The organism is Sphingopyxis indica (assembly GCF_032879645.1).
Taxonomy (GTDB): Bacteria; Pseudomonadota; Alphaproteobacteria; order Sphingomonadales; family Sphingomonadaceae; genus Sphingopyxis; species Sphingopyxis indica.
The window spans coordinates 737,580-752,494 of the sequence record NZ_CP076394.1 but is presented as its reverse complement, the minus strand read 5'-3'; the positions used below and the strand labels follow the sequence as shown (position 1 = coordinate 752,494).

Below are 14,915 nucleotides of genomic sequence, written 5' to 3'. Positions count from 1 at the left end.
TGAAAGGTGTCTTTCAAAGCCCCTCCCCTTCAGGGAAGGGGTTGGGGTGGGGCCATCGGTCGGGCAAATGGCGCGCCACGTCTTCGATATGGTGCAGCACGCCGTCCATGTTATCGAGCACATCGGCGTTGGTCAGGCGAAGCGTTCGATAGCCATATTGCTCGACCAGCCGGCGATCCAGTGCCTCGTCCCGCTCCCGGTCGTGCGTATCGCCGTCAATTTCCACGATAAGCCCTTTCGCCGGACAGAAGAAATCAGCGATCCGGTTGCCGATTATTGCCTGGCGCCGGAATTTCAATCCGCCAAGCCTGGCGCCGGACAGATAGCGCCATAACCGTTTTTCGGCCTCTGTAGGCTCTCGCCGCATCGACGCGGCGCGCGCAAGCATGGTGCGACGGCCCGTCATAACAAGCCCCTCCTCTTCAGAGGAGGGGATGGGGGTGGTGAAGCTCGGTCGGGCTCGATGCCCGAGCGAGCTTGTTCCGGCGTCGCCACCACCCCGCTGCGACTAAGGCGCCAAGCGCCTAAGTCTCGCTGCCCCTCCTCTGAAGAGGAGGGGTTTGCGTGGGCGAGAAAACTCACACGACCTCCAGCAACCGCTCCGCCTGCGCCCTCGCCTCCTCCGTCACCTCGGCGCCCGAGAGCATCCGCGCGATTTCCTCGCGCCGCCCCGCATCGTCGAGCGCGCGGACGCCGGTGCGGGTGACGGTGCCCTCGCTCGACTTGGCGATGACGAAATGCGCCGCGCCCTTCGCCGCGACCTGCGGGCTGTGGGTCACGGCAAGCAATTGCTTGCCCGCGCCGGCAAGCCGCGCCAGCCGCTCACCGATCGCGCTCGCGACCGCGCCGCCGACACCGCGGTCGATTTCGTCGAAGATGATCGTGTCGGCGCCGCCTTCCTCGGCGAGCGCGACCTTGAGCGCGAGGATGAAGCGCGACAGTTCGCCGCCGCTCGCGATCCTGGCGAGCGGCGCGAAGGGCGCGCCGGGGTTGGTCGAAATCAGGAACTCAACGCGGTCCATCCCCTCGGCGCCCCAGCGTTCGGCGGGCAGCGGTTCGACGAGCGTCTGGAAGCGCGCGGCGTCGAGCTTGAGCGGCGCAAGTTCGCCCGCGACCGCCGCGTCGAGCCGCGCCGCCGCCTTCGTGCGCTGGTTCGACAGCGCCGTCGCGGCATGGGTATAGGCCGACGCGGTCTCGCGCACCGCGGCTTCGAGCTTCGCGAGCCCCGCGCCGCCCCCCTCGATCGCGTCGAGCCGCGCCGCTAGGTCGAGCGCGAGTTGCGGCAATTCGTCGGGCTGACACCCATGCTTGCGCGCGAGCGCGCGCAGTTCGAACAGCCGCGTCTCGGCAGCCTCAAGCCGTTCGGGATCATATTCCATCGCGCGCGACGCCTCGTGCAGTTTCGCTTCGGCCTCGTCGGCGTCGATGATCGCGCGGTCGAGGTTCGCCAGCGCTTCGGCGAGCAGCGGATGGTCGCCCGCGAGCCGGTCGAGCCGCCGCGCCGCGCCGCGCAGCAGCGCCGGGCCGCCCTCGCTGCCGTCGAACGCCTCGAGGATCGTCGCAAGGTCGCCGGCGATTCGCTCGCCCTTCTGCATCGACGCGCGCGCGTCGGCGAGCTCGGCTTCCTCGCCGGGCTGGGGCGCGAGCGCCTGCAGTTCGGCGACGCAATGTTCGAGCCATTCGCGGTCGCGCTCGGCTTCGTCGAGCGCCGCCCTTGCCGCGGCGAGCTTTTCCTCGGCGGCGCGCCATGCGCCATGCGCCGCCGCGACCGCGCCGGTATCGGCGCGCGCATAGGCGTCGAGCAGCGCGCGGTGCCCCGCGGGCGCGAGCAGCCCACGGTCGTCGTGCTGGCCGTGGATCTCGACCAGATGCCCGCCGACCTCGCGCAGCAGCGCCGCCGAGCAGGGCTGATCGTTCAGAAAGGCGCGGCTGCCGCCATCGGCCTTGAGCGTGCGGCGGATCAGCAGCGGTTCGCCGGGTTCGAGCGCGATGTCATTGGCGGCGAGCAGCGCTGCAAGCGGCGTCCCCGGCGCGGGCGGCGCGAAGCTGGCGGTGACCTGCGCGCGGTCGGCCCCCTGCCGCACCAGCCCGGTGTCGGCGCGCATCCCGAGCGCGAGGCCTAGCGCGTCGAGCAGGATCGACTTGCCCGCCCCCGTCTCACCGGTGAGCACGCCGAGCCCGCCCTCGAAATCGAGGTCGAGCCGCTCGATCAGCACGATATTGGCGATGGACAGGGCGGTCAGCACGATTCGCCCCTTACATTAGAACAAAGCGCGAATCTATTCGGGAGTGAAACTGTCAAGGCAGGATTTGGGACTGGCGCAGAGCTCGCAGAGACGTAGGGAAACAAGTTCACGCGGAGACGCGGAGACGCCGAGAGATGGCGCTTGCCGCGAAGCGGCTCTTCTCCTGCTGCGATGGCGACGAGGCTTGATTGGAAAAGATGGAGGGGCCTATCGGCCCTGATTCTCCGCGCCTCCGCGCCTCCGCGTGAACAAAAATCGCGGCGGCCTCTGCGAACTCTGCGCGAATCTCCATTCCCGGCTGTCCGCCTCAGGCCGCGGGCGCGTGCTTCTGCATCAGCTCGTAAGCGCGCTTGTACCATTTGCTGCCCGGATAGTTGGCGCCGAGCACGGCGGCCGACTTCTTCGCCTCCGACGGTACGCCGAGCGCGAGATAGCATTCGACGAGGCGATAGAGCGCTTCGGGCGCGTGGCTCGTCGTCTGATATTTGTCGGTGACCTCGCGGAAGCGGATCGAGGCGGCTAGCCAGTTCGAACTGCGCTCGTAGAACCGGCCGATCTCCATCTCCTTGCCCGCGAGATGGTCGCGCACAAGGTCCATCTTGAGCCGCGCGTCGGCGGCGTAGCGCGTGTCGGGATAGCGGCGAATCACTTCACCGAGCGCGGCTTGCGCCTGCAGCGTGATCTTCTGGTCGCGGGTGACGTCGCTGATCTGCTCATAATAGCTGAGCCCGATCAGATAATAGGCATAGGGCGCGTCCTTGTTGCCCGGGTGGATCGCAAGGAAGCGCTGCGCGGCAGCAATCGCCGGCGTATATTCGCGGTCCATATAATAGGAAAAGGCGCTCATCAGCTGCGCCCGGCGCGCCCAGGGCGAATAGGGATGCTGGCGCTCGACCTCGTCGAACAGCGCGGCGGCGAGCTTGTACTGGCCGCGGTCGAGCCGGTCCTGCGCCGCGCGATAGAGGGTGCTGACGTCGCGCGCGACATAGCGCGTGTCCTTTTTCACCCCGCCGCCCCCGGCACAGGCCGCAAGCATGGGCGTCATCACAAGGGCTGCGGCGAGCAGGCGCACGGCGGCGCGCGGGTTAGTCCGGTCAGTCATGCGGGCGGTATAGCCACAGCGCGGATGAACGCAAAATAAATGATGGGCTGTTTCGGCGCTCTACCCTGCTATTGCGCCGGTGCGGCGGGCGATGCCGCCTTGACCACGCAGCCCTGCGGCGGATTGGCGGGCGCGGGGACGCGGCGCGCGGTCCTGATCGTCACCATCGGATCGAGAATCTGCCCCTGCATCGGCCCGTCGCCCGCGGTCGGCGATACGGGAGCGGCATAGATTTTCTCCGCCACCTCGCGGCCGCCGACGATCTCGCCGAACACCGCGAAGCCCGCCCCGTCGCCGCCCTGCGCATCGGCGTCGAACCCCTTGATGTCGGAGAGCAGCAGAAAGAAGTCGGTCGTCGCATCGCCGGGGTTGAGCCGCGCCATCGACAGCGCGCCGTCGCAATTGGTGAGCCCCGTTTCGGTCGTCGGCTCGTGCGCGATCGGCGGAAAATTATTCGCCGCATTGCCGCGATTGCCCGCCTGGATCAGCCGGCTCGCGGGGCCCCACGTCCGCGTCGAGCGATAAAATACAAAGCCGTCCATCCGCTTGCTGTCGACATAGCGGAGGAAATTCTTCGCGGTGATCGGCGCGCGCTTGTCCTCGATCCGCAGCGTGATCGTGCCGAGATCGGTATCGAGCGCGACATAGGGGTGCGTATCGGGAGCGGCGGAGGGCGGCGGATCGGCCACGGCGGTTGCGGGCTGGGCGGCGAGGGCGAGGAGCGGGAGAAGCATCGTGAACATGGGCAAGGCATAACCCAAAGGCGGCGGCGATGGCGACCCCTCTCCTTATATTCAACCTTTCGGTTGACAATAAGGCGCGAATCGCCAATATTAAACCGCATGGTTGAACATGATTCGCTCGCTCTCGACACGATCTTCCACGCGCTCGGCGACGCGACGCGGCGCGCGATGCTCGGCGAACTCGCCGCCGCTCCGCGCAGCGTCGGCGAGCTCGCCGAGCCCTTCGCCATGTCGCTCGCGGCGGCGTCGAAGCATATCAAGGTGCTCGAAAAGGCGGGCCTCGTGCGCCGTGAGGTGCGCGGCCGCACGCATATGTGCAGCCTCGATCCGGCGCCCCTGATGACCGCAGACCAGTGGCTCGGCGTCTATCGCCGCTTCTGGACCGGCCGCCTCGACACCCTCGAGCACCTGCTGCGTGCCGAGAATGCGCCGCGTCCCCGAAGACACCCCTCCCCCCCGAAAGACGAAGGAGAATGACGATGACTGCCATGCTGACCGAAGACGATTATGGCGTGCTCGCCGAGCCTGCGACGCTGAAGATCGAGCGCCTGCTGCCCGGCCCGATCGACCGCGTCTGGACCTATCTGGTCGACGGCGAGCTTCGCCGCCAGTGGCTCGCCGCGGGCGCGATGGAGCAGCAGGTCGGCGCGCCGGTCGAACTCGTCTGGCGCAACGACGAGCTCACCGACCCGCCGGGCCAGCGTCCCGACGAGATGGCCGAAGAGCATCGGATGACCTGCGAAGTCGTCGAGATCGACCCGCCGCACAAGCTCGCGATCAGCTGGGGCAGCACCGGCGGCGTGACCTTTACCCTGGCCGAGAAAGGCGACGAGGTGCTGCTGACGCTCGTCCACAAGCGCGTCGAGGACAGCGCGGTGCTGCTCAACGTCAGCGCCGGCTGGCACGCCCATATCGACGTCCTCGAAGCGCGGCTGCGCGGCACGGCGCCGGCGCCGCACTGGGACAATTGGGCGCAGCTGCGCAGCGATTACGCCGAACGCTTCTTCGGCTGAGGCGCGATACGAAGGACCGCTTGCGGGCGGTTGCGGAGGTTCTTAGAGCGTCGTGCATTTAATCTGCAACGTATCCAGCCTCTTTGAGGTAATTCCGGCATTCGTCTGGAGAGTAGAGTTCGCAGATGGAACCGACGGCTTGCCAGAGGGCGTCGATGGTTCGCGCTTTGGCTTTTCGCAGGTGGGCCTTGAGCTTGGCGAAGGCCATTTCGATGGGGTTCAGGTCGGGGCTGTAGGGCGGCAGGAACAGGAACCATGCGCCGCGAGCCTTGAGGATGGCCTTTGCCTTCTCGCTCTTGTGACTGGAGAGGTTGTCGAGGATGACGATGTCGCCGGGCTTGAGCGTCGGGGCGAGCTGGGTTTCGACATAGGTCTCGAAGAGACGCCGGTTCATCGGGGCGTCGATCACCCAGGGCGCGGTGAGCCCGTCATGGCGCAGCGCGGCGATGAAGGTCTGGGTGCCCCAATGGCCGAAGGGCGCCGTCATCCTCAGCCGCTGCCCACGCCGCGCCCGACCACGCAGCCGGGTCATCTTGGTCGTCGTCCCGGTCTCGTCGATGAACACCAGCCGTTCCGGGCGCTTCTTCATCCATGGCTGGCGATGCGCGCGCCATACCCGCCGGGCGCGGGCAATGTCAGCGCGATCGGCTTCGCTCGCCAGCAGCGTTTTTTTTGACGGTAAAACCGCGCTGGATCAGCAGCCGGGACAGCGAAGCGGGATGCGCCTTCACCCCCCGCTCGGCCAAAAGCCGCCCTGCCAGTTCGGGCATCGTGATGTCGCCATCGGCCTCGACCCAGCCGATCAGCGCATCGGCGTGCCGGTCAAGCACACCGCTGCCCTTGGGACGGCCTTGACGCGCAGGCGCCACAGAACCCGTCTGCGCCTTGCGCTGCGCCAGACGAACCGCCGTCGCCGCGCTCACCCCAAATCGACGCGCCGCTGAACGGCACGAGCGACCGCGCTCAATCTCACCAACAATCCGAACCCGAAGATCAACCGAACTGCTCTTGCCCATGATCCACCTCCAATCAGGGTGAATCACAAATCCAAGCCCAAGGGAATCCCCTTATGATTCAGATTTCGCGCTCGACGCTCTAAGCCCCTCCTCTTCAGAGAAGGGGTTTGGGGTGGTGGACGCCGGTGAAGGAGCACCACCCCGCTGCGACTAACGCGCAAAGCGCGTAAGTCTCGCTGCCCCTCCTCTTCAGAGGAGGGGTTTGGTCAAACGTCCGCTCCCCCACCCCAAGTCCGACGCTCGCAGCACAAAAAAGGGGCCGCTTTCGCGGCCCCTTTTCTTTTCGATCCCGAAGCGATCAGTCCTTCAGGAAGTCGGGCACATGGCCCTCGTCCTCGGGGACATTGTCGCTGCGCTCGCGGCGCGGGCCGCGGTCGCCGCCGTCGCGGCGCGGCCCGCGGTCGCGGCCGCCACGGCCGCGGTCGCCACCTTCGCGGCGCGGACCACGATCACCGCGGTCGCCGCGCGGTTCGCGCGCCGGGCGGGTGTCTTCGAGCTCTTCGCCGCTTTCTTGATCGACGACGCGCATCGACAGGCGGACCTTGCCGCGCGGGTCGATCTCAAGCACCTTGACCTTGACCTCCTGCCCTTCGGACAGGACGTCGGCGACCTTTTCGACGCGCTCGTTCCTGATTTCGCTGACGTGGACCAGACCGTCCTTGCCGCCCATGAAATTCACGAACGCACCGAAGTCGACGAGATTGACGACCTTGCCGTTATAGATCTTGCCGACCTCGGGCTCCTCGACGATGCCGAGAATCCACGCCTTGGCGGCTTCGATCTGCGCCGGGTCCGACGAGGCGATCTTGATGATGCCTTCGTCGTCGATGTCGACCTTGGCGCCGGTGGTCGCGACGATCTCGCGGATCACCTTGCCGCCGGTGCCGATGACGTCGCGGATCTTCGACTTGTCGATGGTGATCGTCTCGATGCGCGGCGCGTGCGCCGACAATTCGCTACGCGTCTCGCCGAGCGCCTTGTTCATTTCGCCGAGGATGTGCGCGCGGCCTTCCTTGGCCTGCTTCAGCGCCGCCTCGAAGATTTCCTTGGTGATGCCGGCGATCTTGATGTCCATCTGCATCGTGGTGATGCCTTCGGACGTGCCCGCGACCTTGAAATCCATGTCGCCGAGGTGATCCTCGTCGCCCAGGATGTCCGACAGGATCGCATAATCCTTGCCTTCGAGGATCAGGCCCATCGCGATGCCCGAAACCGGGCGCTTGATCGGCACGCCGGCGTCCATCAGCGACAGCGAACCGCCGCACACCGTCGCCATCGACGACGACCCGTTCGATTCGGTGATGTCGCTGGTCAGGCGGATCGTATAGGGGAAATCCTCCTTCGACGGCAGCACCGGGTGCAGCGCGCGCCACGCGAGCTTGCCATGGCCGACCTCGCGGCGTCCCGGAGGACCGAAGCGGCCGACTTCGCCGACCGAATAGGGCGGGAAGTTATAGTGCAGCATGAAGCTTTCGTAACGCAGGCCGGTCAGGCCGTCGATCATCTGCTCGGCTTCCTTGGTGCCGAGGGTGCAGGTCGCGATCGTCTGCGTCTCGCCGCGGGTGAAAAGCGCCGAACCGTGCGCGCGCGGCAGGAAGTGCGTTTCGGCCTCGATCGGGCGGATCTGCGTCGTCGAACGGCCGTCGATGCGCGTGCCGTCCTTCAGGATCGCGCCGCGGACGATTTCGGCCTCGAGCTTCTTGACCAGCTTGATGCCGGCCATCACCGCCTGCGGGTCGAGCCCGTCGGCGACGAACTGCTCCTTGGCCTTCGCGCGCGCTTCATTGAGCGCGTTCGAGCGCGCCGACTTGTCGGTCAGCTTGTAGGCCGCGGCAATATCCTTGCCGATCAGCTTCTTGAGCTTGTCCTTGAGCGCGGCATTGTCGTCCGAAGCGGCGAGTTCCCACGGGTCCTTCGCGGCCTGTTCGGCAAGGCCGATGATCGCCTTGATGACCTCGCGGCACGCGTCGTGCGCGAACATCACCGCGCCCAGCATCACCTCTTCCGACAGCTCATTGGCTTCGGATTCGACCATCATCACCGCGTCGTGCGTCGCCGCGACGACGAGGTCGAGGTCGCCTTCGGCGACCTGTTCGTCGGTCGGATTGAGGATATATTCGCCATCGACATAGCCGACGCGCGCGGCGCCGATCGGCCCCATGAAGGGGACGCCCGAGATGGTGAGTGCGGCCGACGCCGCGACCATCGCGAGGATGTCGGGCTCGTTGTGGCCGTCATAGCTCAGCACCTGAGCGATGGCGTTGATCTCGTTATAGAAACCTTCGGGGAACAGCGGGCGGATCGGACGGTCGATCAGGCGGGAAACGAGCGTTTCCTTTTCGGTCGCGCCGCGTTCGCGCTTAAAGAAGCCGCCGGGAATGCGGCCGGCCGAGGAATATTTTTCCTGGTAATGGACGGTCAGCGGGAAGAAGTCCTGGCCTTCCTTCACCGACTTGGCGGCGGTGACGGCGCACAGGACGACCGTTTCGCCGAGGGTGGCGACGACAGCGCCGTCGGCCTGACGGGCAACCTTGCCCGTTTCGAGGGTCAGCGTTTCACCGCCCCACTCGATCGATACTTTTTTCACATCAAACATTTGGTTTCCTTCGCCCGCCGGGCCCTATGCCGGGCGGGGCCTCTGCTTTCCGGGCAGTCCGGCCCGGACGGTGTGGGGCGTCTGTCTGCCCCGATGGCGGACCCGCCGGATGCGGGAAAGCCCCTTATGGCATGCACATTTCGCGCAGACCAATATGACAGCGGCCCCGGATGCCGGGGCCGCTGAAAATTCTTATTTGCGAAGTCCGAGCTTCGCGATGAGGTCGGTGTAGCGGCCCTCATCCTTCTTTTTCAGATAGTCGAGCAGGCTGCGGCGCTTGTTGACCATCATCAGCAGCCCGCGGCGGCTGTGATTGTCCTTGTGGTGCGACTTGAAATGCTCGGTCAAGGTGTTGATGCGGTCGGTCAGAATCGCGACCTGCACCTCGGGCGAACCCGTGTCGCCCTTTTCGCGGGCATGTTCCTTGATGAGCTCGGCCTTGCGCTCGGCGGTAATCGACATGTGCTTCTTCCTTCGAACATCGCTTTAGAGATTGAAGCCCCGCACGACCTTCAGCGTTCCCGCCGAAACCTCTATCAGCGCGACGGGCCGCTTTTCGCTGTCCCGTCCCCAATAGAGCCCGTCTTGCGTGCTTCCCCCGGTCCAGACGCGACCCTGGCGGATCGCCCCTGCCGCTTCCGGGGAGAGGTCCAGAGCCGGGATGTCGACCAGCCCTGCCTCAAGCGGCAGAATCACATCTGATTGCGCGGCGCCTTGGCCGAACGCGTTCAATTTGTCCAGCGAAATCGCCTGATCGAGCGCGAATGGCCCCGCTTTCGTGCGGCGAAGCATCGTCACATGGCCGACGGTTCCGAGCGCCCGGGCGATGTCGCGCGCGAGGCTGCGGATATAGGTGCCCTTCGATACATGGGCAGTGAGGGTGATGCTCTCCAATTCCTCCCCGGTACGGGGAGGGGGACCGCCCGAAGGGTGGTGGAGGGGGGGCGCAGCATCAACCGAAGCCTCAGGCCGCCAACCCCCTCCGTCAGCGCTTCGCGCCGCCACCTCCCCACAAGTGGGGAGGATTTGAAGCGAATGGATCGTCACCCCCCGCGCCTTCATCGCGACCGCCTCGCCCTTGCGCGCGCGGTCATAGGCGCGCTGCCCGTCGACCTTGATCGCCGAAAAGGCCGGCGGCACCTGTTCGATCGCACCGGTGAAGCGCGGCAGCACCGCCTCGACCTCGGCCAGCGTCGGCCGGACCTCGCTGGTCGCCACCACTTCGCCCTCGGCATCGAGCCCCGCGGTTTCGGTTCCGAACGCAACCGTAAAATCATAGACCTTGCTCGCATCGAGCATCCGCCCGGTGAGCTTGGTCGCCTCGCCCAGGGCGATCGGCAGCACGCCCGACGCGAGCGGGTCGAGCGTCCCGCCGTGGCCGACCTTGACCTTGCCGAGCCCCGCCTCGCGGCACACGCGCTTGACCGCGCCCACCGCCTGCGTCGAGCCGAGGCCCACCGGTTTGTCGAGAATGACCCAGCCGTTCATGCCCCGCGGCTAGGGCGCATGGGCCGGGCTTGTCAATTTGCCTTCGATTTTTCCGCCTTGTCGCCCGCGATGTCCTTGCTCTTGTCGCGTTTCGACGGCGGCGGGGCGGAGTTGACGAACGAGACGAGCGGGCAGCGCTCGCCGCGCACGATCAGCGTCGCAAACCGGTCGAGCCGCGACGCGCCGCGCGTTTCGAAGCCGATCGCATGGGCAAAATCGAGATCGCGGCAAAGCCCCGCGAACTGGCCGTAATACCAATCGCCGTGACGGTCCTGAATCCACACGCCGCGATCGTCGTCGCCTTCCCAGTTGCGGATCGTCGAATCGCTCGGGAAGACGATGCTCGCCTCGGCGCCGATTTCGCGCACGGGCTTGCCGGGCTCGTCGGCCGCCGCTGCCGAAAGGGGAAGCAGACCGGCGGCCAGGGAGAGTGCGAGATTCCGTATCATGCGGGCGCGTCTAGCAGGGCGCGGCTGAACAAAGGCTGACCCAGCCTTCCCCCCTCCTCTTCAGAGGAGGGGCTTAAGCGCCCGTTACCCACTCCTCCGCCAGCAACGACCAGAGCCCGGTGTCGCGCACATGCCCGGTCCAGGTGATCCGCTCGGCGCGCAGCACAGCTTCCTTCGTGCAGCCGAGCTTCGCGACGGCGGCCTGGCTTCGCGCATTACGCTCGTCGATGCGGAATTCGACGCGGCGGATGCCCACCGCGAAGGCGTGATCCAGCATCAGCGCCTTCACGCGGCCATTGAACCCGGTGCCGCGCGCATCGGGGTGGATATAGCTGTTGCCGAGCTCGATCGTCTGCGCCGACACGTCGGGACGCAGCCAGGCGGTCATGCCGACGACCCGGTCGCCGTCGAGGATCGCATAGGGCATACGGCTTTCGTGCCCGACCAGCACATCGAAGCTCGCGTCGAAATGATCGGGGTCGAAACTCGACGAATAGATCGGCCAGATGTTGGCATCGGCGGCGCACGCCGCACGCAGTCCCTCGCGGTGCGGCTCGGCGAGCTTGACGAGACGAAGATCGCCGTCGGCGAGGTCGACATAGAGGCGGTCAAGCATCGGCGGGCGCCTTTGCGGCCGCGCGCCGTTTCTCCATGAAATGCCGCCGGCACATCGCGACATAGCGGTCGTTGCCGCCGATCTCGGTCTGCGCGCCCTCGACCACCGCACGCCCCGAGGCATCGACGCGCAGGTTCATCGTCGCCTTGCGCCCGCATTCGCACACGGCCTTGAGTTCGACGAGCGCGTCGGCAAGGCCGAGCAGCGCCGCCGAACCCGGAAACAGGTTCGCGGCAAAATCGGTGCGCAGGCCATAGCAGAGCACCGGAATATCGGCCTCGTCGGCAAGCCGCGCGAGGTCGAGCACCTGATCGCGCGTCAGGAATTGCGCTTCATCGACGAGCACGCAGGCGAGCGGGCGCTGCCGGTTCTCGGCGCTCACTGCGGCCCAGAGGTCGCTTTCGGGATCGAATTTATGCGCTTCGGCGAGCAGGCCGATCCGGCTCGTGATCTGGCCCGCGCCATAGCGATCGTCGAGCGCCGCGGTCCACAACATCGTTTCCATGCCGCGCTCGCGATAGTTGAAATCCGCCTGCAGCAGCGTCGTCGATTTGCCGGCGTTCATGCTGGCATAATAGAAATAGAGCTTGGCCATGCGCGCGCCATAGCGCGGCCGCACAGCCCGCGCCAGCCAGCCCGGGAACCTCAGCCCTCGCCGCCCTCCAGATCGCGCGCGACCTTCGGGTCGCGCAACAGCTTGTCGATGTGGCTCGCCTCGTCGAAGCTTTCGTCGGGCAGGAATTTCAGCTTCGCGGCATATTTCATGCGGATGCGATGCGCGACCTCGCGCTGGAGATAGGCGGTGTTGGTTCTGAGCGCCTTGATCACCGCATCCTCATCCTTGCCGAGCAGCGGCTTCACGAACACCGTCGCATGGCGCAGGTCGGGCGACATGCGCACTTCGGTGATGCTCACCGGATGCTTGGCGAGCACCTCGTCGTGGACGTCGCCGCGCTGGAGGATTTCGGACAGGACATGGCGCACCTGCTCGCCGACGCGAAGCACGCGGACCGAGGGACCTTGGTTCTGATCATTATGACGCATCGGTTATGTCCTGCTGCACCCCCGCGCCGGGCGGGGGTGCAGGGATAGCTCTTACAACGTCCGTTCGCGTTCCTCGACCTCGAACACCTCGAGATGGTCGCCCGGCTTGATGTCGTTGGTGTCGGCCAGCACGACGCCGCATTCGAGGCCCGCGCGCACTTCGGCGACGTCGTCCTTGAAGCGGCGCAGCGACGCGATCGTCGTCGCCGAAACGATGACGTCCTCGCGCGTGAGGCGCGCGTGGAGCCCCTTGCGGATGACGCCTTCGAGCACCAGCAGGCCTGCCGCCTTGTCGCGCTTGCCGGCCGGGAAGACTTCCTTGACCTCGGCGCGGCCGACGACGGTTTCGACGCGTTCCGGACCCAGTTCGCCCGCCATCTCCTTCGCGATTTCCTCGGTCAGGTGATAGATGACGTCATAGTAGAGGAAGCGCACCTTCTCGCGGTTCGCGATCTCGCGCGCCTTGGCGTTCGGGCGGACGTTGAAGCCGATGATCGGCGCCCCCGTCGAGGCCGCGAGCGTCACGTCGCTTTCGGTGATCGCGCCGGCACCCGAATGGAGCACGCGCACGCGGATCTCGTCGGTCGAGAGCTTGCCCAGCGCGTTGACGATCGCCTCGACCGAGCCCTGCACGTCGGCCTTGATGACTACCGGAAACTCGATGACATTGGCCTTGTCGGCGAGCGCCGAGAACATGCCTTCGAGGCTGACCGGCGCCTGCGCCGTCCGCTTCTTCAATGCCTGTTCCTGGCGATAGGCGGCGACTTCGCGGGCGCGCGCCTCATTCTCGACGACGGTCAGCGTGTCGCCCGCCATCGGCACGCCGCCGAGCCCGAGCACCTCGACCGGCATCGACGGACCCGCCGATTTCACCTGCTTGCCCTGATCGTCGATCAGCGCACGGACGCGGCCGCTTTCGGCGCCGCAGACGAAGACGTCGCCGACCTTCAGCGTCCCGCGGCGGACGAGGATCGTCGCCACCGGGCCGCGGCCCTTGTCGAGCTTCGCCTCGACCACCGTGCCCTCGGCATTGCGGTCGGGGTTCGCTTTCAGCTCCATGATCTCGGCCTGCAGCGCGATCGCGTCGAGCAGCTTGTCGAGGTTCAGCTTCTTGAGCGCCGAAACCTCGACGTCCTGCACGTCGCCGCCCATGGCTTCGACGATGATCTCATGCTCGAGCAGGCGCTCGCGCACCCGCTGCGGGTTGGCGCCGTCCTTGTCGATCTTGTTGATCGCGACGATGATCGGGACTCCCGCCGCCTTGGCGTGGTTGATCGATTCGATCGTCTGCGGCTTGATGCCATCGTCGGCCGCGACCACCAGGATCGCGATGTCGGTGACGTTCGCACCGCGCGCGCGCATCTCGGTGAAGGCTTCGTGGCCCGGCGTGTCGAGGAAGGTGATGACGCTGCCGTCCTTTGCCTTCACCTGATAGGCGCCGATATGCTGCGTGATGCCGCCGGCCTCGCCCGCCTGCACGTTCGCGCCGCGCAGCGCGTCGAGCAGGCTGGTCTTGCCATGGTCGACATGGCCCATGATCGTGACTACCGGCGCCCGCGGCTTCAGCGCCTCGGGCGCATCGACGTCCTCGTCGTGGCGGATGTCGACGTCGGCTTCGCTGACGCGCTTGATCTCGTGCCCGAACTCGGTGACGAGCAGCTCGGCGGTGTCCTGGTCGATCGTCTGGTTGACGGTGACCATCATGCCCATCTTGAACAGCGCCTTGACCAGATCGGCGCCCTTTTCGGCCATGCGGTTGGCGAGTTCCTGCACCGTGATCGTGTCGGGCACCACCACTTCGCGGACCTGCTTTTCGCGCGGACCCGACGACGGGGTCATATGCGCACGCTTTTCCTTCTCGCGGGCGCGCTTGAGCGCCGCGAGGCTGCGCGCACGCGCGCCCTCATCCTCGTTCAGCGCACGCGTGACGGTCAGCTTGCCCGACTGGCGGCGATGATCGCCGCGATGTTCCTTTTTCGGTTCGGGGCGCTTGGGCTCGGGACGCTTGGGCGGCTCGACCGGCGTGAAGCGGCGCGGCGCGGGGGCTGCGGTCGCGGCACGCGGCGCGGCCTCTTCCTTCTTCGCCTCGGCGGGCGCGGAGGCCTCGGCGGCGGGTGCGGCTTCGGGCGCGGCCTTGGCCTCTTCTTCCGGCTTGGCCTCTTCCTGCTTCGCTTCGGCGGCGCGCGCCTTTTCCTCTTCGATCGCCTTCGCACGCTCGGCCTCTTCGCGGCGGCGTGCGTCCTCGAGCGCCGCTAGACGCGCTTCCTCGGCCTCGCGCAGCAGCTGCGCCTGGCGCTCCTGGCGCGACATCAGGCTGTCGGCCTCGCTCTTGCGCGGCGCGGCGGGCTTCGGCGCTGCCGGCTTGGGCGCAGCGGCGGGCGCGGGTGCGGGCGCTTCCTTCGCCTCTTCGGCCTCGGGCGCGCTCGGAGTTTCGCCGGGACGGCCGATGACGCGGCGGCGCTTCACCTCGACCACCACCGTGTTGCGGCGGCCGTGGCTGAATTGCTGCTGCACCTGGCCGGCCTCGACCGTCCGCTTGAGCCCCAGCGGCTTGCGGGTCAGAGTCGGCTTGTCCTGTTCGTCACTCATCGAAAACCAAATA

At 66.7% G+C, this 14,915-nt stretch carries 15 protein-coding genes; 2 read left to right on the top strand and 13 right to left on the bottom strand.

Going from position 1 to position 14,915, the window contains the following annotated elements:
• Positions 1-13: 13 nt before the first annotated feature.
• From KNJ79_RS03545 to KNJ79_RS03530, 4 genes are all read right to left on the bottom strand, one after another.
• On the bottom strand, positions 14-406 hold the full coding sequence (locus KNJ79_RS03545; protein ID WP_317152815.1) for an endonuclease domain-containing protein: 393 nt from the start codon (positions 404-406) through the stop codon (positions 14-16).
• Between the two features lie 172 nt (positions 407-578).
• Positions 579-2,246 carry a DNA repair protein RecN gene (gene recN, locus KNJ79_RS03540; protein WP_317152814.1) on the bottom strand — a complete coding sequence of 556 codons (1,668 nt, stop codon included), beginning with the start codon at positions 2,244-2,246 and terminating at the stop codon, positions 579-581.
• 307 nt (positions 2,247-2,553) lie between these two features.
• Entirely contained in the window at positions 2,554-3,348 is a 795-nt protein-coding gene (locus tag KNJ79_RS03535) for an outer membrane protein assembly factor BamD (RefSeq protein WP_089215263.1), read from the bottom strand.
• Between the two features lie 68 nt (positions 3,349-3,416).
• Positions 3,417-4,082, bottom strand: coding sequence for a peptidylprolyl isomerase (locus KNJ79_RS03530; RefSeq protein ID WP_317152813.1), 666 nt, complete (start codon positions 4,080-4,082; stop codon positions 3,417-3,419).
• Between the two features lie 108 nt (positions 4,083-4,190).
• Here KNJ79_RS03530 and KNJ79_RS03525 point away from each other — a divergent pair, with 108 nt between their 5' ends.
• A complete protein-coding gene (locus KNJ79_RS03525; RefSeq protein ID WP_317152812.1) occupies positions 4,191-4,568 on the top strand; it encodes an ArsR/SmtB family transcription factor in 378 nt (125 codons plus the stop codon).
• Positions 4,569-4,570: 2 nt separating this feature from the next.
• Entirely contained in the window at positions 4,571-5,104 is a 534-nt protein-coding gene (locus tag KNJ79_RS03520; protein ID WP_317152811.1) for an SRPBCC family protein, read from the top strand.
• Between the two features lie 58 nt (positions 5,105-5,162).
• On the opposite strand, the gene KNJ79_RS03515 is transcribed toward KNJ79_RS03520, so the two are convergent.
• From KNJ79_RS03515 to infB, 9 genes are all read right to left on the bottom strand, one after another.
• A protein-coding gene (locus KNJ79_RS03515; RefSeq protein WP_394357132.1) for an IS630 family transposase occupies positions 5,163-6,120 on the bottom strand; the annotation gives its coding sequence in 2 pieces (ribosomal slippage) (positions 5,163-5,790 and positions 5,789-6,120; 960 coding nt in all).
• Between the two features lie 298 nt (positions 6,121-6,418).
• On the bottom strand, positions 6,419-8,716 hold the full coding sequence (gene pnp / locus KNJ79_RS03510; protein WP_317152810.1) for a polyribonucleotide nucleotidyltransferase: 2,298 nt from the start codon (positions 8,714-8,716) through the stop codon (positions 6,419-6,421).
• Positions 8,717-8,908: 192 nt separating this feature from the next.
• The gene (rpsO, locus tag KNJ79_RS03505; RefSeq protein ID WP_089215268.1) at positions 8,909-9,178 is read right to left on the bottom strand and encodes a 30S ribosomal protein S15; all 270 of its coding nucleotides are present in this window, start codon (positions 9,176-9,178) and stop codon (positions 8,909-8,911) included.
• A 24-nt stretch (positions 9,179-9,202) separates the two neighbouring features.
• Positions 9,203-10,204 (bottom strand): tRNA pseudouridine(55) synthase TruB, encoded by a 1,002-nt coding sequence (gene truB, locus KNJ79_RS03500; RefSeq protein WP_170935467.1) that lies wholly within the window; start codon positions 10,202-10,204, stop codon positions 9,203-9,205.
• A gap of 32 nt (positions 10,205-10,236) precedes the next feature.
• Positions 10,237-10,653 (bottom strand): DUF6491 family protein, encoded by a 417-nt coding sequence (locus KNJ79_RS03495; protein ID WP_245836596.1) that lies wholly within the window; start codon positions 10,651-10,653, stop codon positions 10,237-10,239.
• 73 nt (positions 10,654-10,726) lie between these two features.
• Positions 10,727-11,269 carry a GNAT family N-acetyltransferase gene (locus KNJ79_RS03490; RefSeq protein WP_317152809.1) on the bottom strand — a complete coding sequence of 181 codons (543 nt, stop codon included), beginning with the start codon at positions 11,267-11,269 and terminating at the stop codon, positions 10,727-10,729.
• Entirely contained in the window at positions 11,262-11,864 is a 603-nt protein-coding gene (locus KNJ79_RS03485) for a thymidine kinase (RefSeq protein ID WP_317152808.1), read from the bottom strand. Before KNJ79_RS03485 ends, KNJ79_RS03490 begins: the two co-directional genes overlap by 8 nt.
• 50 nt (positions 11,865-11,914) lie before the next feature.
• Positions 11,915-12,313, bottom strand: a complete 399-nt coding sequence (gene rbfA, locus KNJ79_RS03480) for a 30S ribosome-binding factor RbfA (RefSeq protein WP_089215271.1) — start codon at positions 12,311-12,313, stop codon at positions 11,915-11,917.
• A 51-nt stretch (positions 12,314-12,364) separates the two neighbouring features.
• Positions 12,365-14,902: a translation initiation factor IF-2 gene (gene infB / locus KNJ79_RS03475; protein WP_317152807.1), complete on the bottom strand. Its 2,538-nt coding sequence runs from the start codon at positions 14,900-14,902 to the stop codon at positions 12,365-12,367.
• Between the last annotated feature and the right edge of the window lie 13 nt (positions 14,903-14,915).